At 70.0% G+C, this 20,134-nt stretch carries 17 protein-coding genes; 7 read left to right on the top strand and 10 right to left on the bottom strand.

Annotation, left to right across the window (positions count from 1 at the left end; all coding sequences use genetic code 11):
- Positions 1 to 370 precede the first annotated feature (370 nt).
- From OO69_RS27675 to OO69_RS48915, 10 genes are all read right to left on the bottom strand, one after another.
- Positions 371 to 1,138, bottom strand: coding sequence for a carboxymuconolactone decarboxylase family protein (locus OO69_RS27675; RefSeq protein WP_051801227.1), 768 nt, complete (start codon positions 1,136 to 1,138; stop codon positions 371 to 373).
- Between the two features lie 32 nt (positions 1,139 to 1,170).
- Positions 1,171 to 2,646 carry an aldehyde dehydrogenase family protein gene (locus tag OO69_RS27670; RefSeq protein ID WP_033283527.1) on the bottom strand — a complete coding sequence of 492 codons (1,476 nt, stop codon included), beginning with the start codon at positions 2,644 to 2,646 and terminating at the stop codon, positions 1,171 to 1,173.
- A gap of 38 nt (positions 2,647 to 2,684) precedes the next feature.
- Complete coding sequence (locus OO69_RS27665) at positions 2,685 to 3,524, bottom strand: NAD(P)-dependent oxidoreductase (protein ID WP_033283526.1); 840 nt, start codon at positions 3,522 to 3,524, stop codon at positions 2,685 to 2,687.
- Positions 3,521 to 4,297 carry an SDR family oxidoreductase gene (locus OO69_RS27660; RefSeq protein WP_033283525.1) on the bottom strand — a complete coding sequence of 259 codons (777 nt, stop codon included), beginning with the start codon at positions 4,295 to 4,297 and terminating at the stop codon, positions 3,521 to 3,523. The genes OO69_RS27665 and OO69_RS27660 overlap by 4 nt, the downstream gene beginning before the upstream one ends.
- Complete coding sequence (locus tag OO69_RS27655) at positions 4,294 to 5,079, bottom strand: SDR family oxidoreductase (RefSeq protein ID WP_033283524.1); 786 nt, start codon at positions 5,077 to 5,079, stop codon at positions 4,294 to 4,296. Before OO69_RS27655 ends, OO69_RS27660 begins: the two co-directional genes overlap by 4 nt.
- A gap of 41 nt (positions 5,080 to 5,120) precedes the next feature.
- Positions 5,121 to 5,786: a TetR/AcrR family transcriptional regulator gene (locus OO69_RS27650; RefSeq protein WP_033283523.1), complete on the bottom strand. Its 666-nt coding sequence runs from the start codon at positions 5,784 to 5,786 to the stop codon at positions 5,121 to 5,123.
- A 124-nt stretch (positions 5,787 to 5,910) separates the two neighbouring features.
- Positions 5,911 to 6,150, bottom strand: a complete 240-nt coding sequence (locus OO69_RS27645) for a ferredoxin (protein WP_033283522.1) — start codon at positions 6,148 to 6,150, stop codon at positions 5,911 to 5,913.
- Positions 6,147 to 7,340, bottom strand: a complete 1,194-nt coding sequence (locus OO69_RS27640) for a cytochrome P450 (protein ID WP_033283521.1) — start codon at positions 7,338 to 7,340, stop codon at positions 6,147 to 6,149. The genes OO69_RS27645 and OO69_RS27640 overlap by 4 nt, the downstream gene beginning before the upstream one ends.
- Positions 7,341 to 7,366: 26 nt before the next feature.
- Entirely contained in the window at positions 7,367 to 8,203 is an 837-nt protein-coding gene (locus OO69_RS27635; RefSeq protein ID WP_033283520.1) for a mycofactocin-coupled SDR family oxidoreductase, read from the bottom strand.
- A 60-nt stretch (positions 8,204 to 8,263) separates the two neighbouring features.
- Positions 8,264 to 9,274, bottom strand: a complete 1,011-nt coding sequence (locus OO69_RS48915) for a molybdopterin cofactor-binding domain-containing protein (RefSeq protein ID WP_051801226.1) — start codon at positions 9,272 to 9,274, stop codon at positions 8,264 to 8,266.
- 111 nt (positions 9,275 to 9,385) lie between these two features.
- Here OO69_RS48915 and OO69_RS27625 point away from each other — a divergent pair, with 111 nt between their 5' ends.
- The 7 genes from OO69_RS27625 to OO69_RS27595 all read left to right on the top strand — a co-directional run bounded on the left by OO69_RS27625 (position 9,386) and on the right by OO69_RS27595 (position 20,118).
- A complete protein-coding gene (locus OO69_RS27625) occupies positions 9,386 to 9,979 on the top strand; it encodes a TetR/AcrR family transcriptional regulator (protein WP_033283519.1) in 594 nt (197 codons plus the stop codon).
- Between the two features lie 456 nt (positions 9,980 to 10,435).
- Positions 10,436 to 11,044: a TetR/AcrR family transcriptional regulator gene (locus tag OO69_RS27620; RefSeq protein ID WP_033283518.1), complete on the top strand. Its 609-nt coding sequence runs from the start codon at positions 10,436 to 10,438 to the stop codon at positions 11,042 to 11,044.
- A gap of 776 nt (positions 11,045 to 11,820) precedes the next feature.
- Entirely contained in the window at positions 11,821 to 13,023 is a 1,203-nt protein-coding gene (locus OO69_RS27615) for a glycoside hydrolase family 1 protein (RefSeq protein ID WP_033283607.1), read from the top strand.
- A 26-nt stretch (positions 13,024 to 13,049) separates the two neighbouring features.
- The gene (locus tag OO69_RS27610) at positions 13,050 to 13,871 is read left to right on the top strand and encodes an SDR family NAD(P)-dependent oxidoreductase (RefSeq protein WP_033283517.1); all 822 of its coding nucleotides are present in this window, start codon (positions 13,050 to 13,052) and stop codon (positions 13,869 to 13,871) included.
- Positions 13,872 to 13,922: 51 nt separating this feature from the next.
- Entirely contained in the window at positions 13,923 to 15,734 is a 1,812-nt protein-coding gene (gene uidA, locus OO69_RS27605; protein ID WP_033283516.1) for a beta-glucuronidase, read from the top strand.
- A gap of 415 nt (positions 15,735 to 16,149) precedes the next feature.
- Positions 16,150 to 17,385, top strand: a complete 1,236-nt coding sequence (locus OO69_RS27600; RefSeq protein ID WP_234444544.1) for an MFS transporter — start codon at positions 16,150 to 16,152, stop codon at positions 17,383 to 17,385.
- A 66-nt stretch (positions 17,386 to 17,451) separates the two neighbouring features.
- Complete coding sequence (locus OO69_RS27595) at positions 17,452 to 20,118, top strand: family 78 glycoside hydrolase catalytic domain (protein ID WP_033283514.1); 2,667 nt, start codon at positions 17,452 to 17,454, stop codon at positions 20,116 to 20,118.
- The last annotated feature ends 16 nt before the right edge of the window (positions 20,119 to 20,134 follow it).

The following is a 20,134-nucleotide window of genomic DNA, read 5'->3' as shown; positions in this document are numbered from 1 at the left end:
ATCACGACCTGACCGCACGCATGCACCCCGAACGAGCAGGGGGGAGAGGGTCTGGGACATCGTCATGGGCTGCCCCGCACATGGCCAGGAGGCATGGCCGTCGAGTCGGCGCCCGCGTCGCAGCCCGCCGCAGGCACGATGGCGCCATGGGGACCTCGGCGACCCACAATGGGAGCCTGCCGATCAGAATCGCAAGCGGCAGAATCACCAAGCAGGGCAAGGCCGCCGTCGAAGATTCCCTGCACTGGTGGACTGGACCACACGTCGCGAGAACAGCCGGAATGACGATCGGTATCCGAACACCAACAGGCCCCAGCCGTAGGCAGGTCCGTGACTGCGCCGATCGGACGGCGGGTGGCGCCTCGGCTGGTCAGCCGGGCATGGTCGCCCACGCCTTCTCGACCGCGTCCGCCAGGGCCTCCCCCTTCGCGAAGCCGTAGTACGCGGCGAACTGCAGCACGATCTCGTCCATCTCCTCCTTGGTGAGGTCGCCGGAGTGGAGCGCGGCCCTGACGTGCGTCTGCAAGGGGACGGGCGAGTCGTCGAGGGCGACGCTGGCGACGGTGATGATCCGGCGTTCGCGCCGGGTCAGTCCGGGGCGCTGCCAGACGTGCCCGAAGACGAAGCCCAGGATGCCGGCGTGTCGGTACGGCGAGTTCGCGGGCGGTGCGGGTGTGAGGTTGACGTCGATGAACTCCTCGACGCCGCGCTTGAGTCGCTCGTCCCACGCGCCGGGACCGAGCGTGTCGTTGGTCAACTGCGGCCAGGGCGGGGCCTGTTCGCCGCGTTCACGGTGGATGCGGTCCCACTGGCGGGCGATGGCCCCCTCCAGGTGGGACGCCTTGGGCCAGCCGCAGTACACCGCGAAGTGCAGGACGAGCTCCAGCATGGCGTCCAGGCCGATGTCACCGCTCGCGAGCGCCGCGTGGACGTGGTCCTCGATGGGCTGCGGGGAGTCGGCGGCCGCCACACATGTCAGCGTGACCCAGCGGCGGTCCCGGCGGCTCAGTCCGGGGCGCGACCAGACCTCCCCGTAGAGGAAGTCACGTGCGGCGCGGCCGAACGGCGTGGCCGGCGAGGGTGGTTCATGGGTGGGTAGAACTTCTGCCAGCGTGCGGACCGCCGGGGTGTCGTCCATGAGGCCTCCTGGGACGGGGGTGGGGCGCCTGCTCATGCGCGGATGAAGACGTTCTTGGTCTGGAGGAACTCGTAGAGGCCCTCCTTGCCGCCTTCGCGGCCGTAGCCGCTCTGCTTGTAGCCGCCGAAGGGGGCGCCCGGCGGCTGGCCCGAGGCGCCGTTGACGAGCACGGTGCCCGACTGAAGCTGCGGGACGAGGCGTTGGACCCTGGACACGTCGTGGGTGTGCACGACGCTTCCGAGGCCGTAGGGGGTGGAGTTGGCCAGCTCGACCGCCTCGTCCTCGCTCTCGAAGGGGATCAGGGACAGCACGGGGCCGAAGACCTCGTGCGTGCCCACCTCGCTGGGCGGGTCGACGTCGGCGAGGACCGTCGGGTCGATGAAGTAGCCGTCGCGGTTGTCAGGGGGCAGCGTCGAGGAGTCGGTCGCGTGGCCGCCGACGACCAACCGGCTGTCCTTGGCCGCGCGTTCGATCATCCCCAGGATGCGTTCGTGGGCCGCCCTGCCGACGACCGGGCCGAGGGCGGTTGCCTGGTCGAAGGGGTCTCCGACGCGCAGCGCGGCGGCCGCCTCGCCGGTTGCGGCGACCACTCTGTCGTACACCTCGCGGTGGATCAGCATGCGGGTCGTGAGGTTGCAGCCCTGGCCGGAGAGCGTGTAGCAGGAGCGGACGGTCTCGGCGACGGCCTCGTCGAGGTCGGCGTCGGGGAAGACGATGTCGGCTGTCTTGCCGCCCAGTTCGAGCAGAACCGGTGTGAGGGTGTGGCGTGCCGCGCCAAGGACCTTCTTGGCGGTGGGGATGCCACCGGTGAAGGAGATCTTCGCGATGTCGGGATGGCTGACCAGCCGCTCGCCGGCCGACGGTCCGCCGGGCAGGACGTGCAGCACGCCCGGGGGCAGCCCGGCCTCCAGGGCGATCTCGGCGAACCGGGCCACGGTGAACGGGGCCAGGTCGGGTGACTTGACGACGACACAGTTCCCGGCGGCGAGCGCGGGGGCGATCTTCATGCCCACCGACATGATCGGGCCGTTCCAGGTGAGGATGACGCCGATCACGCCGTACGGCTCGGGGACGGTGTAGTCGAGGCCCGGCACCATGCGCGGGCTGAGCGGGATGGTGGCGCCCTCCAGTTTGTCGGCCCAGCCGGCGTAGTAGCCGAACCAGCCTGCGGACAGGTGGGCCAGCCCCGCCGACGTACGGAAGGGGACGCCGAGTTCGAGGGTGTTCAGCCGGGCGAGTTCGGGCACGCGCTCCAGCATGAGTTCCTCCACGCGTTGGAGGATGCGGCGGCGCTGGTCCGGGGACATCGCCCGCCACTCGGGGAAGGCCTTCTTCGCCGCGGAAACGGCCGCGTCGACCTCCAGGGGTCCGCTCAGCAGGACGGTGCCGTTGGCGCGGGCGGTCGCGGGGTTGATGTGGTCCGCCTGGCCGACGGAGGTGCGGTCGAGCCAGGTGCCGTCGACGAGGGGGCCGGTGGAGCCGAGGTCGTGGGACAGGGACGTGGTCATGTCGGTGCCGCCTTGGGGTCGTCCGGGTGGGGAGGTGGTCAGGGCGCCGAACTCCGGCCCAGCGTCGAAAGGGTGTGCGCGGTGAGGTCCGCGAGCGTCCGGGGCCGGGGAGCCCGGGCCCTGTCGGCGACGTCTAGAAGGAGGCCGACGTCCTTGCGCAGCAGCGGCAGGGCCCGGCGCAGCCCGTCGGCGTTGAAGCCGGAAGCGGCGAGGACGGCCGCGGCGCGGCTGCCGCCGGTGCCATGCGCGAGTACCTGTGCGACCGCGCTGCGGTCCATGCCGAGCCCGTCGGCGAGGGAGTAGGTGTCCAGTGCCAGGCCGACCTGGGCGGTGAACACGAAGTTGTTGAGCAGCTTGGCGAGTTGGCCGCTGCCCAGCGGTCCGAGGTGGATGACCGGGTCGGCGAAGGTGTCGAACACCGGACGGCAGCGGGCGACGTCCGCCTCCTGTCCGCCGGCCATGACCAGGAGTCTGCGTTCGGCGGCTGCCGCGCCTCCGCCGCTGACCGGCGCGTCCACCACCGCGATCTGCCGCTCGGCGGCCTCCTCGGCGACGCGCCGGCAGGTGTCGGGATGGATGGTGGAGTGGAGGGCGACGATCCCGCCGGGAGCCATCCCGGTCAGTACGCCGTCGGGGCGCAGGAGTACGTCCTCGACGTCCGCGTCCGCGACGACGCAGAGGCACACGATGTCGCTGGCTGCCCCCAGTTCGGCCGGTGTGGCCGCCACGGTGGCGGCCGTATCGGCGAAGGCGTCCGTGGACGTACGGCGACGCGCCCACAGCGTCAGGGGGAACGGCTCCTTGGCGATGCGGCGGGCCATCGGCGCGCCCTGGCTGCCCAGTCCGATGAAGCCGACCCGTGTCCCGGTGCCGGTCACAGCCGGGTGACCCAGCCGCCGTCGACGCTGATGGCCTGGCCGTTGATCCACTCGCCGGCCGGGGAGGCGAGCAGCAGCAATGTGCCGAGCAGGTCTTCGGCGGGCGCGGATTTCTTGCCCGGGATGGCGGCCGTGAGGGCGGCGCGTGCGGGGTGGTCGGCGGGGAGGCTGCGCAGGCCTGGTTCGTTCTCGACCAGGCCCGGGGCGATGGCGTTGACGTTGATGCCGAGTGGGCCGAGTGAGCGGGCGAGGCCGACGGTGATGTTCACCAGGGCGAGTTTGCTGACGCCGTAGATGCCGCCGCCCATGAAGGCACCTGCGGAGACCTGGTTGATGATGCGACCGCCGCCGCGCTCGACCATGGAGGCCTTGACCGCGCCCGCGCAGATCACGGCGCCGAGGACGTTGACGCGCATGACCCGGTCGAACCAGTCGTTGGGCAGGTCCAGGATGTCGACCTGGGGGATCTCGGCCATCAACGCGGCGTTGTTCACCAGGATGTCGATGCCGCCGAAGGCCGCGGTGGTCTTCGCGGCCATGTCGGCGGCGGAGGCGCGGTCGGTGATGTCGGCCCGCACGCCGAGGGCGCGCAGGCCGTCCGCGGCCAGCGTCCCGGCGGCCCGCTCGGCGCCTTCGCCGTCGAGGTCCGCGAGGACGACGGAGGCGCCGGCCTCGGCCAGTGCCCGGCCGTAGACCTGGCCGATGGCGCCGGCCCCGCCGGTGACGACGGCGACCTTGCCGTCCAGGCGGAGCCTGTCGAGTGTGCTGCTCATGAGGCGTCCTTCGTCAGACGGGACAGGTAGGCGTCGACATCGGCACCGTGCTCGCGCAGTTCGTCGGCTGCCTGGGGTGCGGTGAGGATGAGGAAGCGGTCGTGGGTGACTCCCTCGGCGACGAGTTCACCGACCGAGTCGGCGTCCAGGACGGGGAAGTCGGGGCCTTGGGGCGGTGCCGGTTTCCCGTAGAAGCTGATCTGCTCGACGATGTTGGTGGCGACGCCCGCCGGGCACAGGCAGGAGACGCCGATGCCGCGTGGGCGCAGGTAGAGCGCGAGCGCCTCGGACAGGCCTACGACCGCGTGCTTGGTCGCGGTGTACGGCAGGCGGTCGAATCCGTAGGGCAACAGACCTGCCGTGGAAGCGGTGTTGACGACATGGCCCGACCCCTGCTCCAACAGGTGTGGCAGGAACACGAGGTTGCTGCGTACGACACCCAACAGGTTGACGTCCACGACGCGTTGCCACGCGTCCAGCGGGATGTCCTCGACGGGGCCGACGGCCAGGATGCCGACGTTGTTCATGACCAGGTCGAGGCGGCCGAAGCGGTCGAGAGCCAGCTTCCGCACCGCTCGCAGGTCGTCCAGGCTGGTCACGTCGCATTCCGCGGCGATGCCCCGGGCGCCGAGTTCACTGGCGACGGTGTGCGCCCGCTCGCCGACGAGGTCGGTGACCACGACACGTGCGCCGCGCCGGGCGAAGGCGTGGGCGGCCGCGCGGCCGATCCCGCTGCCGGCGCCGGTGACCACGGCCACGGCGTTGTGCAGATCGATACTCATCGCGGCGTCGTTCCTCCGCTCACGGATGGAAGGGCGGCTGTTCAGGGGTGAAACGGCAGGACCGGTTCACTCGGTCCCGTCTCGCCGAGCACGGACGCGGTCGTCGGGGACACGGGGGCCTGGAGGAAGCCGACCAGGCCGTCCAGCAGGTCGCCGACGTGGACGGCGAAGGGCAGCACGTGCCCGCCGCGGGTCCGGGTGCGCTCGCGTTCGGACGCGGCGTGCACGCCGAAGGCCAGGGCCTGCGCGATGCGGTGCCCGCGCAACGGCTCGGGAATGTGCGGCAGCAGTGTGCCGATCCGCTCGACGAAGTCGGTGGTGGGCCTGCTCAGTTCGACTGAAAGGCGTTCGAAGACGTCCCGGCGGCCGTACTGCTGGAGCATCGCGACAAAGCTCAGATAGTGGCTGCCCTCCTGCTCGCCCTGTTCCAGGACGGGCAGGAGGTGGCACTCCACCCATGATCTGAGATCGTCCGGGCGCCGACGCGCGACCAGCAGCCCGCGCCGTTCGTTCAGCTCCGGCAGGCGGTACTCGAAGATCTCCTGGACAAGGTGTTCCTTCGTGCCGAAGTGGTACTGCACCGCCGTGTTGTTGCCGTTCCCGGCCGCCGTGCTGATCTGGCGCAGAGACACCCCGTCGAGGCCGTGCTCGGCGAAGAGCCGCTCGGCGGCCAGGACGATCTGTTCCTTCACGGACGGTTGAACCACGACACCAGACTCCTTGGAGAGCAGTGTTGCGCAGATTCGAGAACATCATTTCCGCATGACAGGAATCTAGTTTTGTCGTGGCGTGAAGTCAACTGCCTTAGCAGTCAGTCAGTTGAAGAAATGTTCAGGCGCCCGACGGCGGGAAGACCCGCTCGCCTGTGTCCGCGTCCCTGATGCCGATGGCCTCGATCGGGCACGACTCGGCCACCTCCAGCACCTCTTCGGACGCCGGAAGGACAGCGGACCTCGCGTGCCCCTGGCCGTTCTCGTCGAGCTCGAACCGCTCGGGCGCGGAGGCGGCGCACAGCCCGGTGCGGACGCACAGCCGCGTGTCGACGGTGACGTTCCACCCCTCGGTCGTCATCGGGCTCCTTCGATGACCAGCGGCAGCGTCTTCCAGCCGCGGACGGTCGAGGTCTGCGCCAGCTCGGCGTGGTCCCAGTCCACGTCCCAGCCGGGGAACCGCTTGAGGATCTCCTCGGCCGCGATCCTGCCCTCCAGCCGGGCCAGGGCCGCGCCCAGGCAGTAGTGGGCGCCGACACCGAAGCTCATGTGCTGGGTGACCCGGTGGATGTCGAAGCGGTCCGGGTCCTCGAAGCGCCGGGGGTCGCGGTTGGCGGCGGCCTGGATGAAGAGGATGGCGCTGCCGGCCGGCACCGTGCGGCCGTACAACTCGACGTCCTTGGTGACGTGGCGCCCGGTGAACGGTCCGGTGGGCTCGAAGCGCAGGACCTCCTCGATGGCGTTGGGGATGAGGCTCGGGTCGGCCGCCAACTCCCGTCGTGCCGCCGGGTATCGGGCCATAAGGGCGCCGAACCAGCCGATGAGTCGTCCCGTCGTCTCGTTGCCGGCTCCGGCGACCACGGAGCAGTAGGTCAGGACCTCCTCGACGGTGAGCGTGCGGGTGACGCCCCTCTCGTCCTCGAACTCGGCCGTCATCAGCTCGGTCATGAGGTCGTCGGAGGGGTGCTGCTTGCGCCACTCGATGTATTCCTTGAAGGCGTCCGTACTGAGGATGTCCTCGTGGTTGATCTTTCCGCCGCCCTCGGTGCCCAGCGTCTCGTCGGTCAGGTCGCGGATGGCGGGCTGGTCGGCCTCCGGGATGCCCAGGAGCATCCCGATCACCCGCATCGGCATCTCGACGCCGACGGCCTCCACGAGGTCGAACCGCTCGGCGCCGGTGACCGGTTCGAGCGCGCGCCGGCAGAACGCCCGCACTCGCGGCTCCAGGGTGGCGATACGGCGAGGGGTGAACACCCGGGCGAGCAGGCGGCGGTGGATGTCGTGGACGGGCGGGTCCTCGAAGATGAGGGTGCCGGGCGGGAGTTCGATGTCCGCCTGGATGATCTCAAGGATGTCGCCGCGGGACGAGGAGTAGGTCTGCCAGTCGGCGAGACCGCGCTGGACATCGGCGTGGCGGCTGACGGCGTAGAAGTCGTGCCGGTCGTTGTGGTAGAGCGGCGCCTCCTCGCGCATGCGCGCGTAGAGGGGATAGGGGTCGCGGGCGAGGGCCGGGTCGTAGGGGTCCCAGTAGATGGTGTCGGCAGTGGTCACGGACGCACCTCCCTGTGGTGTGCGGCTCACTTGAGCAGGGCTCCGGCGTCGATCGGCAGCGTCACGCCGGTGACGAAACGGGACTCGTCGGAGGCGAGGAAGAGCACGGCGTTGCTGATGTCCAGCGACTCGACCCAGGGCGTGGGCAGCATGTGCATGCTCTGCGACACCGCGGCGAAGTCGTCGGCGGTGGGGTTCTCCAGGTCGGGGCGGAACATGCGGTAGGTGCCCTCGTGCATCACCATCGGGGTGTTGACCTGGGTGGGGTGCAGCGTGTTGACGCGAATGTTGTGGGATCCCAACTCGCCCGCCAGCGTGCGCATCAGGCCCACCACGCCGTGTTTGGCGGCGATGTAGTGGCCGATGTTGGCGTAGCCCTTCAGGCCGCCGACGGAGCTGGTCAGGATGATGGAGCCGCCTCGTCCGCCCGCGATGATGTGCGGGATCGCGACCTTGGCGGACAGCCAGACGCCCGTCAGGTTGACGTCGATCATGTCGCGCCAGGTCTTCTCCTCCATCACGTCGAGCGTGGCACCGTCGCTGCCCAGACCCGCGTTGGCGGCCACGATGTCCAAGCGGCCGAACTCGGCGACGCCGTCGTCCACGGCGGCCTTGAGGGCGTCGTGGTCACGGACGTCCGCCTGCACGGCGTGGATACGGCGGCCCAGCTTCTGGACCTGGTTGACCGTCTCGTCCAGATCTTCGGGGGTCGACATCGGGAAGGTGACGCCGTCGAGCTGCTTGCACACGTCGACGGCGATGATGTCGGCGCCCTCTTCCGCCAGCCGTACGGCATGGCTGCGGCCCTGGCCGCGGGCGGCACCGGTGATGAAGGCGACCTTGCCTTCCACTCGTCCGGGCATGAGTGACCTCTTTTCCTGGGACGTTGAGTTGGTCGCGGTGACGGCGGCGGGGAGGCCTGGTCACCGGTCGGTGTGTAGGAGGCTCTGCACGAGGAGCGTGAGGAGCAGCACGGCGAGCGCGGTGGGCGCCGGTGCGATGCGTTCGAGGGCGCCCACGCCGACGGCGTCGATGAGGTCGGCGGGTTCGGCGACAACGGGGGTTGGGGTGGGTACGGCAGCGGGAGCCGGGGTGGGTACGGGGAGTTCGGCAGCGAGGTTCTCGGCGAACCGTCCGATGAGGGCGCCCGCGACCTCGGCGAGGGTGCCGCGCCCGAATGGGGCCGGCTTGCACTCCAGCGCGGCGGACAGCTCGGCGGCGGCGAGTATCACGCGCATGTCCTCGCGCTGCGACAGCACCTTCTGCCCGAACCCGCCACCGGTGTCGCGCATCACCAGGCGTATCCGGTGCTCGTCGACGCCGAGCAGCCGGGCGCGGAAGGAACGGACCTCGTGCGGGGACTGCGTCGCCGCCCAGATCACCATCTCCCCCGCGGGTGCGGACCATTCGGCGACGATGCCCCAGGTCCCCATCCGCACCGGGCAGTACGCCTGTTGACGGACGGTCACGCCGACCACCTGCGGCGCGGCTTCGAAGACCGGCGCGAGGTCCTCCATCAGGCGTCCGGTGCGTTCACCGACCAGGTCGCCGGGACGGGACGCGTGGACGGAGTGGGCGAACTCCAGGGCGTTGGCGTAGTCGGTGACCGGAGGCAGTTCGTCGTACTCGACGACGACCCGTTCCGCCGCGTCCTCGGCCGACGGCGGGCGCAGTGTGTCGGGGTCGTCGCGCCCGTTCCGGGTGTACCGCTGCTCCCGCACGCCGGGGTTGATGTCCCGTGCGCCGAACACAGCGTGCACACGGTCCAGTTGGAGTGCCGCCGACACGTTGATCGCGGTGATGCGGGCCCGTGCCACGGGGCTGCGCACGAAGCAGACGTGCAGAATGCCGGGCCGTACGACGTCCTCGACGCGCAGGGCGCGGGTGCCCGTGCAGCGGTGGTCCGGTGTCGCCTCGCCTGTGGTCCGCGCCATCGGCCCGGCCCTCCGTTCACGCGTTGAACGAGTGTTTAACACGAGTGCTGAACAACTGTTTAACACCGCGCCCCGGCACCGTCAAGGACGACGTCGACGACAATGAGGCGCATGACTGCGCCTCGCCGTATGGGCACCGAGAACTCCAAGACGCGCCAGGTCCTTCTCGACGTCACCGAGCGGCTGATGCTCAAGGAGGGATACGCCTCCGTCGGCGTCCGCCGGGTGGCTCGCGAGGCCGAAGTCGCCCCGGCGCTGGTGCTGTACTACTTCCGTACGCTCGACGACCTGTTCCTTGCCGTGCTGCGGCGACGCGGCGACGAGGAGTTGGAACGGGTGGCCCGCAGGTTGGACGGCCCGCAGCCGCTTCACGCTCTGTGGCAGCTCACCAGCCACCCGGGAAACGCGCTGACCACGGAGTTCACCGCACTGGCCAATCACCGCAAGACGATCCGCGCCGAACTCGCCGCCCGCGCCGAGAGCTACCGCGAGGCGCAGTTGGAGGCACTCACCCGCCGCCTCGCGGAGACCGGCGCACAACTGCCGCCCGAGGTGTCGCCGGCCGTGCTGCTCATGCTGATGAACGCGCTGGGCCGGATCATCATGATGGAGGACACGATGGGCATGACGACCCGGCACGCGGAGGCCCTCGCGTTCGTGGAGCAGTTCCTCCAGCATTACGAGGGCTCCCCCACCGACGACTGAAACGGACGGCCAACTCCGCCTGCCGACAGTGGGGTTGCCGCCCTCCGCACGGCACGGCGGCATGACCCCGCACCGGAACAACCCGGAGACGGTTGAGCCATCGTCGGCTCCCCTGCTCGATTAGTGGACCCATCCGGACGCCGGCGCCCGTAAGGCCGACCGCCGAACGCCGCCGCTCCGCGCACCACCACCCATGAGCACGCCCGCCTCCGGCGACCCCGGAGGAGCGACGGCACCAACTCTTACCATCCGGTTAATTTCTGATTGGACGTTAGGTTCCGCACGACAGGCACGGGAAGAGTGCGGTCAGCCTTCGTAACCAGAGCGTTATCCGCCGAACGTCCATCGCCCGAGGTGAAGAGGGCAAGACAAATCCCAACCGGTGGTAAGTTTTGAGGGCTTAGCTGCTGCGTTGAACCGTCCCGGACCGGCTTCGCCGAGGAGAGTGAGCACACCGTGGGCCAGGCCAAAGCGCGTGGACCGTACGCCAAGACACCAGCCCGCAAGGCGGAGATCGTACGAGCGGCACGTGACAGTTTCGCGGAGAACGGCTACGCCAAAGCCTCCCTGCGCGACATCGCGGAACGAGCGGGCATCACCCACGCCGGCCTCCTGCACCACTTCCGCAACAAGGACGAACTGCTCGCCGAGGTGCTCGCGGACCGCGACGCGGAGGAATGGCAGCAAGGCCTGGAGGCGGTGGACAGCCCGAGCCGGCTCGCCCCCTACCTGGGCGAGCTCATCCACCACCACCAGAAGGCGCCCGAACTGATGCGCCTGTGGATCGAGCTCGCCGCCGCGGCCTCTCGGCCGGATCATCCCGCCCACGCCTACTTCCTCGAGCGCTACGAGCGCGGGCGCACCCAGTTCGCCGACGGATTCCGCGACGAGGCCGCTCGCAGCAGGCTGCGCGCAGACGTCAGCCCGGAGAGCGCGGCAGTCCTCTTCCATGCCGTGCTCAACGGGCTCCAGTTGCAGTGGGTGCTGGACCAGGAGCTCGACATCGTCGGGCCCGTCACCGACTTCGTACGACTGCTCTTCGACCACGGCAGCGCCAACGACTGAAACTGCCGCCGCCCCCTTCGGAGCGGTGCCGCTCACGGATGAATGCGCACCGCTTCGGTCCGCCCCGCCCAGGCCGACGGCGGCCCTCGACGACCGGGAACCGACGGCGACCAGCACGGCCCGAACGGTCACGCGAAGCCGTGCCACGGCGGGCTGCCGCCGCCCTCGAACTCCATCGAACGGGCGGCCTGCCCCCCACCCCGCCCTGAAGCCAACGATCCATCTCCACCAGACCGGCGCCATTCATCGATCCGGCTGCCGACGACGCCACCTCGGGCTTGGCACCGCGCGGTAGGCCACGCCCCACCGGCACTCCGGATGCGCCCCGTGGCGACCAAAGGGCTGCCGCAACACGGGCCGATCTCGCCCCTGTCGGCCACAAGCGCCAAGCAGTACGCAACCTTCCCGCCGCATTGCCGCAGTAGGCCCTCGTGGGGTGCAACCTCCGCATGCGGGCTGCCGGTGCCAGACCTGCTGACAGCGCACCCGCTGCCCCACCGGCCGAGACACCGCCACATAACGTTCTGATCACGAAGCCGAGCGGCAGGCTTCCCGCCTTTGGTCATCCCGGTCTACCGTCCCAACGAAAACTAACCACACGGTAGGGGTTGGACATCGCGCGTCGCTCACATGCGATCTGCGCTCGGCCCGTTCGTCACCCACCGCGTGCGTGAAGGTCCGCATCGAGTCCGTCGCCGACCACGCCCGAACCGCCGGATCTTGACGCAAGCGCCGCGAGGCGCACACATCACGGACACTCAGGAAAGCAGTCGATGATGACCGAATTCCCGCCCGGGTTCCTCTGGGGAGCCTCCACCGCACCGCACCAGATCGAAGGCAACAACCTCAACAGCGACTTCTGGGCGAACGAGGGGCGCATCCCCGGCATGGAGCGCAGCGGCGACGCCTGCGACAGCTACCACCGCTACCGCGAGGACATGCGTCTGCTGGCCGACGCCGGGCTCAACGCCTACCGCTTCGGGATCGAGTGGGCACGGATCGAGCCGATCCCCGGCATGGTCTCGCGCGCCGAACTCGCCCACTACCGGCGCATGATCGAAACGGCCTTCGAACTCGGCCTGACACCGGTCGTCACCCTGCACCACTTCACCAGTCCGCTCTGGTTCGCGCAGGAAGGTGGCTGGCTGGGCGAGCGTGCGGTGAACCGGTTCCGGTCGTATGTCGAGACGGTCGCGCCGATCCTCGAAGGCGTGGAGTGGGTCGTCACCATGAACGAGCCGAACATGCTGGCCATCATGGTCGGCATGGCCCGGGCCTTCCAGAACCCGCAGGTCGCCGAGGAGTGGCAGAGCCCCACTGTCGACAACGAGGGCCCGCGCCCGCCGCTGCCCGCCCCCGACGTGGTGATCGGCGAACGGCTCGTCGAGGCACACCAGGCCGCGCGGAAGGTACTGCACGAGCGGACCGACGCCAAAGTCGGCTGGACGGTCGCCAACCGCGCCTTCGTGGCCCGTCCCGGAGCGGAGAACAACAAGCGGGATCTGGAATACGTCTGGGAGGACCTCTACCTGGCCGGGTCGCGCGGCGACGATTTCGTGGGCGTGCAGTCGTACTCCAGCCAGTGGGTCGACCTGGACGGCATCGAGCCCCACCCGCCGCACCCGGACAACACGCTCGTGGGCACCGCCTACCGGCCCGACGCCCTGAGCATCGCGGTACGGCACACCGCCGAGGTCACCGACGGTCTGCCGATCCTGGTCACCGAGAACGGCATCGCCATCGGCGACGACACCCGCCGTATCGCCTACACGGGCGAAGCCCTTGAGCACCTCGGCAAGACGATCGCCGACGGCGTGGACGTACGCGGCTACCTGCACTGGAGCCTGCTCGACAACTACGAGTGGGGCCACTGGGCACCGACGTTCGGCCTGGTCGCGGTCGACCGCGAGACGTTCGAGCGCCGTCCCAAGCCCTCTCTGGCATGGCTGGGCGAGACCGCCCGGCGCGGCCGGATCTGACCACGTCTTCGCGCGGAGGATTCACTGTGCAGACATCTGTACCCGACGTCTCGTCCAAGTCCCTGGCCGAACTCGTGTCGCTCTCCGGGCGGCGTGCCGTCGTGACCGGTGCGGGCCGAGGCCTCGGTCGGGCCGTCGCCGAGCGGCTGGCCGAAGCGGGAGCGGACGTGCTCGTCGCGGACATCCGGGACGAGCTCACCACCGCCGTCGCCGCGGACCTCGGCGCCCGAGGTCCTGGCCGCGTCCTCGCCGCCCATCTGGACGTCACCGACCCCGACAGCATCGTGGCCGCGGCCGACCTCGCGGTCCGGGAACTCGGCGGGGTCGACATCTGGGTGAACAACGCCGGGGTCTTCCCCGACGCGCCCGCGCTGGAGATGTCCGGCGAGGCCTTCGACAGGGTGTTCGCCGTGAACACTCGCGGGGTCTTCCTCGGCTCACGGGAGGCCGCACGCCGAATGAGCGCGGCCGGACACGGCGGTGTCATCGTCAACGTCGTCTCCACGGCCGGGTTCCGGGGCACGGCGCCCGGTCTCGCCGCGTATGTCGCCTCCAAGCACGCGGCCCGCGGCCTCACCCGGCAACTCGCCCTGGAATTCGCCCCGTTCGGCATTCGTGTACTGGGCGTCGCACCGACGTTCGTGCCCACGGAAGGGAACCTGGAGGCAGCAGCCGCGGCCGGGGTGTCGCTGGACTCCGAAGCACTCCTGTCCGTGATGCGGCCCGGTCCGCTCGGCAGGCTCGGCGTGCCCGACGACATCGCCCGGGTGGTGCTGTTCTGCGCCAGCGACCTCTCGGCCTTCATGACAGGCAGCACGCTCCTCGCGGACGCCGGTGAAACGGCCTGATGCGCGCCGCCACGACCGCCCCGACCACCCCGAACACCCGGTAGGAACCTCATGCTGTCGCCCCGTACCACCCCCACCCGCGATGTCGTCGGCCTGGACGGCCTGTGGCGGTTCGCTCTCGACACCCGGGCCGGCGTCGCCCCCTGGGCCTCGCGGCTCGTCCCACCCCTCGAAGTCCCGGTGCCCGCCAGCTACAACGACCTGTTCGTGGACCCGGAGATCCGTGACCACGTCGGAGTCGTCTGGTACCAGCGTGACGTACGTGTGCCGCGCGGCTGGACCGACGAACGCGTGATCCTGCGCTTCGGTTCCGTGACCCACGCAGCGCAGGTCTACGTGGACGAGCGGCTCGTGGCCGAGCACACCGGCGGCTACACACCGTTCGAGGCGGACCTCACCGGCGTTGTCGAACCCGGCGACGAGTTCCGGCTGACGGTCGGCGTCGACAACCGGCTGACGAATGTGACCATCCCGCCCGGCACCGTCTCGACCGGCCCCGACGGCCGCGAACGTCAGTCGTATCTGCACGACTTCTACAACTACGCGGGCATCGCACGCCCGGTCCGCCTCTACAGCACGCCGAAGACCTTCGTCGACGATGTCACCGTCGTCAGCGGGCGGGACGGCACGACCGGCACCGTCGGCTACCGCGTGCAAGTCGCTGGCCCCCATGGCGACACGGCTGCCGTGCGGGTGCGCGCGGTCGACGAAGCCGGCCGGACCGTGGCCGAGGGACACGGCGCCGAGGGCGTCCTGCACATCGCGGACGTCACCCTCTGGCAGCCGAGCGCGGCCTATCTCTACGGCCTCGTGGTGGAGCCGGAAGTCGACGGCGTGACCGTGGACAGCTACACCCAGTCCTTCGGCGTCCGTACCGTCGAGGTGCGGGGCACCGAGTTCCTCATCAACGGCGAGCCGTTCTACTTCACCGGCTTCGGCAAGCACGAGGACACTCCCGTGCGAGGGAAGGGCCACGACGACGCCTACCTCGTCCACGACTTCCAGCTCATGGACTGGACGGGCGCCAACTCCTTCCGCACCTCCCACTACCCCTACGCCGAGGAGGTGCTCGATTTCGCCGACCGTCACGGCATCGTCGTCATCGACGAGACCGCCGCTGTCGGCCTCAACCTGGGAGTCCAGGGCGGCCTCACCGGCATTCCGCCCACCCCCACCTTCGCCCCGGAGAACTTCGGTGGGCCCACGAAGGACGTACACGCCCAGCATCTGCGGGAGTTGATCGAGCGGGACAAGAACCACCCGAGCGTGGTGATGTGGTGCCTCGCCAACGAGCCCGCGTCCAACGAGGACGGCGCACGCGAGTACTTCGAGCCGTTGGTCGAGCTGGCCCGCAAACTCGATCCGACCCGCCCCCTCACCTACGCCGCCGTCATGTTCGCGACACCGCAGAACGACCAGATCGGCGACCTCTTCGACGTCCTGAGCATCAACCGGTACTACGGCTGGTACATCTTCACGGGCGACCTCGCGACCGCCGAGGGGTACCTGGAGCAGGACCTGCGCGGGTGGGTCCAGCGCTTCGGCAAACCGGTCATGATGTCCGAGTACGGCGCCGACACCCAGCCCGGCCTGCACTCCGTCTGGGACGCTCCATGGAGCGAGGAGTACCAGAACGACTTCCTCGCCATGTACCACCGGGTCTTCGACCGCATACCCGAGTTCGTCGGCGAGCACGTGTGGAACTTCGCCGACTTCCAGACCAGCCACGGCATCCATCGCGTCGACGGCAACAAAAAGGGTGTGTTCACCCGCGAACGCAAACCCAAGTCGGCCGCGTTCGCCCTGCGCGGTCGCTGGCACGGACTGGACGGCCGCAAGCCCGGCGCCACCCCCGCCGACTGACGCCGAGGGCACTCCGGGCCCCCGCTCTCCTCCTTACGTTCCGCGGCATCGAAGTGATGCCGGACCCGCACCGGACCCGTGGTGTCCGCCGCGGCCCGGGCAGTCCCCCGCCGGCGCACCCTGACGGGCGCCACGGGGGACTGCCGGGGTCGCGGCGGACACCACGGCATCCCCGTGCACTTGATCGGCGACCTCGCAGCAGCCGGTTCTCCTCCCCCACAACAGGTCCCGGCACCGCCGTCCCCACAACACACCGACATCCCGCGATCTCACACGCTCATGCGACAAAGGAGTCCTGATGCCTCACGATGACCGGGACGCCAGGGCAGTCGTACCCCGTCCGACAACGTCACCGCAGAAGGCGGACAGGAGTCCCACCCAGCCACCCGCCGTTCCAGCGACAGAGTCACCGCCGATGCAGGAGGTCGGCAGGAACTACCTGCTCTGGCTGATGATCGCCAGTTTCGGCGGCTCCCTGGCCCTGATGGTCCCCCTCTCCTACTCGCTGGCCGTGCGGATCGCGGACCTCGCCCCCGGGCACGAGGAACAACTCGGTTACGTCACTGGATCCGCCCAGTTCGTCTACCTGGTACTCAGCCCGCTGATCGGTCTCTGGAGCGACCGGACCCGTTCCCGTCTGGGCCGCCGGACCCCCTTCATGATCGGCGGCACTCTGCTCGGCACCGTCGCGCTCGTCGGGGTCGCGCTCGCTCCGTCCGTCCTTCTACTGGGCCTGGCGTGGGCGGTCGGCATGGTCGGCTGGTCGACGACCGGTCAGGCCATTCAGAACGTTCAGGCGGACCGCGTGCCCGAGGAACAGCGCGGCCGGGTCTCGGCGCTGACCGGCGTCATGACCCAGATCGCCCCGGTGATCGGCATCGGCCTGGCGTACACGGTCGCCTCCAGCCCGTTCCTGGTATTCCTCGTACCCGGCGTCCTGGGCGGTGCGCTGGTGGTGCTGTTCCCGGTGTTCAAGCCCGAGGGCGATTCCCGCTCGCTCGTGCGCACCGGCGGCGTGACCCTGAGGAGCATGGTCGCCGGCTACGGCTTCAGCCCGCGCAGGTACCCGGACTTCGGCTGGAACTGGCTCGGCCGCTTCGTCTTCTTCATGGGCCTGTATCTCAGCACCACCTTCGGCACCTTCTTCTTCGCGCAGCGGCTCGACCTGCCGGTCAAGGAGGTCGCCGGAATCGTGGCGGTCATCGGAACCATCGGCGTGGTGGCCGCGGCCGGCGGCGCCATCGGGGGCGGCTTCCTCTCCGACAAGCTCGGTCGGCGCAAGCTGTTCGCCCTGATCGGCTCCACGGTGTTCGTCGCCGGGGCCGTCACCGAGGCGTTCGCCCACTCGCTGCCCCAACTGGTCGTCGGCGCGGTGCTGATGCAGTTCGGCATCGCGGTGTTCAGCGCCGTCGACCAGGCGATCGTCTTCGCCGTCCTGCCGGACCGAACCGAGGCGGGCCGCTACCTCGCGGTCATCGGCTTCGCACAGAAGATCCCCAGCGCCGTCGCCCCGCTGATCGCCCCGCTTGTCATCACCCTCGGCGTCAGCGGCGGCGGTGAGAAGAACTACACCCAGCTCTACCTGCTCGGCGCGGTCCTGGCACTGGCCGGTGGCCTCGTCGTCAAGCTCAAGATCAAGTCGGTCCGGTAGCGCCGCCTCCCGTTCGGCGGCCTCCCGAGAAGCCTCACATTCCACCGAGTTCCGAGAAGGCACAGCATGCGCAACGCGCCGTACGACCTGGGCATCGACAGCGGCGGGGACGCCTTCCCCGTGTCGGGGCCCACGCCCCGGCTCTCGTGGAAGCCACCGTCGGACGCGGCACGCCCGGTGACGTACGAGGTGGAGTGCACCATCGACGGCGAGGCGCGACCCGCCGTGACCACCGCCGAGGGCGGGCACCGGTTCGCCCCCTGGCCGTGGGCGGCACTGGACAGCGGACGGCAGGTGGCCTGGCGGGTCCGAGCGCTGGGCACGAACGGCGACGACTCGCCCTGGTCGCGGTGGCACGCGTTCGAGTCCGGTCTGCTCGCCGCCGACTGGCGGGCGCGCTGGATCAGTCCGCCCGATTCCAGTGATCCCGGATACGGCAGACGGCCCGCGTACGTCCTGTCGACGCGATTCGAGGCAGGGGCCGGGGTGCGATCGGCGCGGCTGTACGCGACGGCGCTCGGGGTGTACGAGGCGTACGTCAACGGCGAACGGGCCGGCACCGCCGAACTCTCGCCGGGGTCCACCTCCTACGACCGCACGCTCTACGCTCAGGCCGCCGATGTCACGGCAGCCGTCGAGACGGGCGAGAACCGGTTCGCGATCGTGCTGTCCGACGGCTGGTACCGAGGTCAGGTGGGCGCCTTCCGGCTCCCGGCCGGCTGGGGCACCGTGACCGGCGCGCGGGCCGAACTGCACATCACCTACGAGGACGGCGCACGCCAGGTGGTACGCACCGACGGGACGTGGACGAGCGAGGAATCGGCGATCACCCGGGCCGACCTCATGGCCGGTCAGACCACCGACTTCCGCCTGCGGCCCGGTGCCGGACGGCCCGTTCTCGTCGACCAGGTGGAAGCGCCCGCGGTCGACTGGTCGCCGGCGCCGCCAGTACGCGTGGTCGAGTCACGCCCGGCACAGTCCGTGGCACAGCTCTCGGACGGCGTATGGATCGCCGACTTCGGCCAGAACGCCTCCGGCTGGATCGCCCTGGGCGACCTCGGCCCAGCCGGCACCCGCACGCTCATCGACCACGGCGAGCACCTCGGACCCGGCGGCGACCTGACCACCGCCCACCTGGACTCCGTACGCCCCGGCCAGGCCCCGATCCCCTTCGTCCAGCGCGACGAGGTCGTCTCGGGGGGCGATGGCGGGACGTTCGAGCCGCGCCACACCGTGCACGGTTTCCGGTACGCCCGTCTCCACCGCGACGGCGCCCCGCTCGACCCGGCGAGCCTCGTCATGCGGGTCGTTCATTCCGACCTGCGCCGCACCGGCACCTTCGCGAGCGGCCACGACGATCTCAACCGCCTCCACGAGATAGCCGAGTGGAGTTTTCGCGGCAACGCCGTCGACGTGCCCACCGACTGCCCAACCCGTGAACGTCTCGCCTGGACCGGCGACTACCAGGTTTTCGCCCCCACCGCCACCCGTCTCTACGACGTCCTGGGCTTCAGCCGCAAGTGGCTGCGTTCGGTCCGCGACGACCAGCTGCCCGACGGGCGGATCGCCAACTTCTCGCCCGACGGACGCCGTATCAAGCACCACCTGGACGACCAGTTCGCCATGATGACGGGCTCGGCCGGCTGGGGAGACGCCGTCGTCGCCGTCCCGTGGGAGCTGTACGAGTCGTACGGCGACCGGGAGGTCCTCGCCGAGAACTGGGCGGCGATGGTCCGCTGGGTGGAGTGGACGTTGACGGCCGCCCGCACCCTCCGCCACCAGTCCCGCGTCGAGCGCTCGGCCGAGCCGCTGCCGCACGAGCAGTACGTGTGGGACGGCACCTTCCACTGGGGCGAGTGGACCGAACCGAAGGAGAAGGCTGCCGACGGCACCCCCATCGACCCGGTCAAGGACAACCCCGTCGCCTGGTTCACAGCCGACAAGGGCGAGATCGGCACGGCCTTCCTGTACCGCTCGACGGCGACCCTGGCCCGCGTCGCGCGGGTCCTGGACCGCGCCGAGGACGCGGCCCGCTACACCGTGCTCGCCGAGCGGATCCGCGACGCCTGGCGCACCGAGTTCCTCTCCGCAGACGGACGTACCACCGGCGACACCCAGGCCGCTTATGTGCGCGCGCTGTCCCTGGGACTCGTACCCGGCGCACTGCGCGAGGCCGCCGCCGCACGCCTCGTCGAGCTGATCCGCGCGGCCGGCACCCACCTCGGCACCGGTTTTCTCGCGACCGGCGACCTGCTCCCCGTCCTCGCCGACGCCGGCCACGCAGACGTCGCCTACGAGCTGCTCCTCCAGCGCACCGCACCGTCGTGGCGGTACATGCTCGACCGCGGCGCGACCACCGTCTGGGAGGACTGGGAAGGCGTCGACGACACCGGCACCGCCCACGAGTCCCTGAACCACTACAGCAAAGGCGCGGTGATCCGCTTCCTGCACACCCACACCCTGGGCCTGCGCCAGACGTCGGGGTCGATCGCCTGGGAGTCCTTCGAGGTCGCGCCCGTCCCGCACCCCTGCGTGCCCTGGGCCCGGGGCACGCACGAGTCCCCGCAGGGAACCATCGCCGTCGAGTGGCGGACGGTCGGCGACGAACTCATCGTGACGGTCGACGTCCCACCGGCCACCACCGCACGCGTCGTCTTCCCCGACGGCACCACCGTCCAGCATCTCCCTGCCGGCACATTCAGCGCCACCCGGCGCGTGGGGAAGGTGGGTTGAGACGACCGCAGGGGGC

It is taken from the genome of Streptomyces sp. NRRL F-525 (assembly GCF_000716605.1).
In the GTDB taxonomy this organism is placed as follows: domain Bacteria; phylum Actinomycetota; class Actinomycetes; order Streptomycetales; family Streptomycetaceae; genus Streptomyces.
The sequence above is the reverse complement of the archived record's forward strand: the minus strand, read 5'-3'. Positions and strand labels throughout refer to the sequence as shown.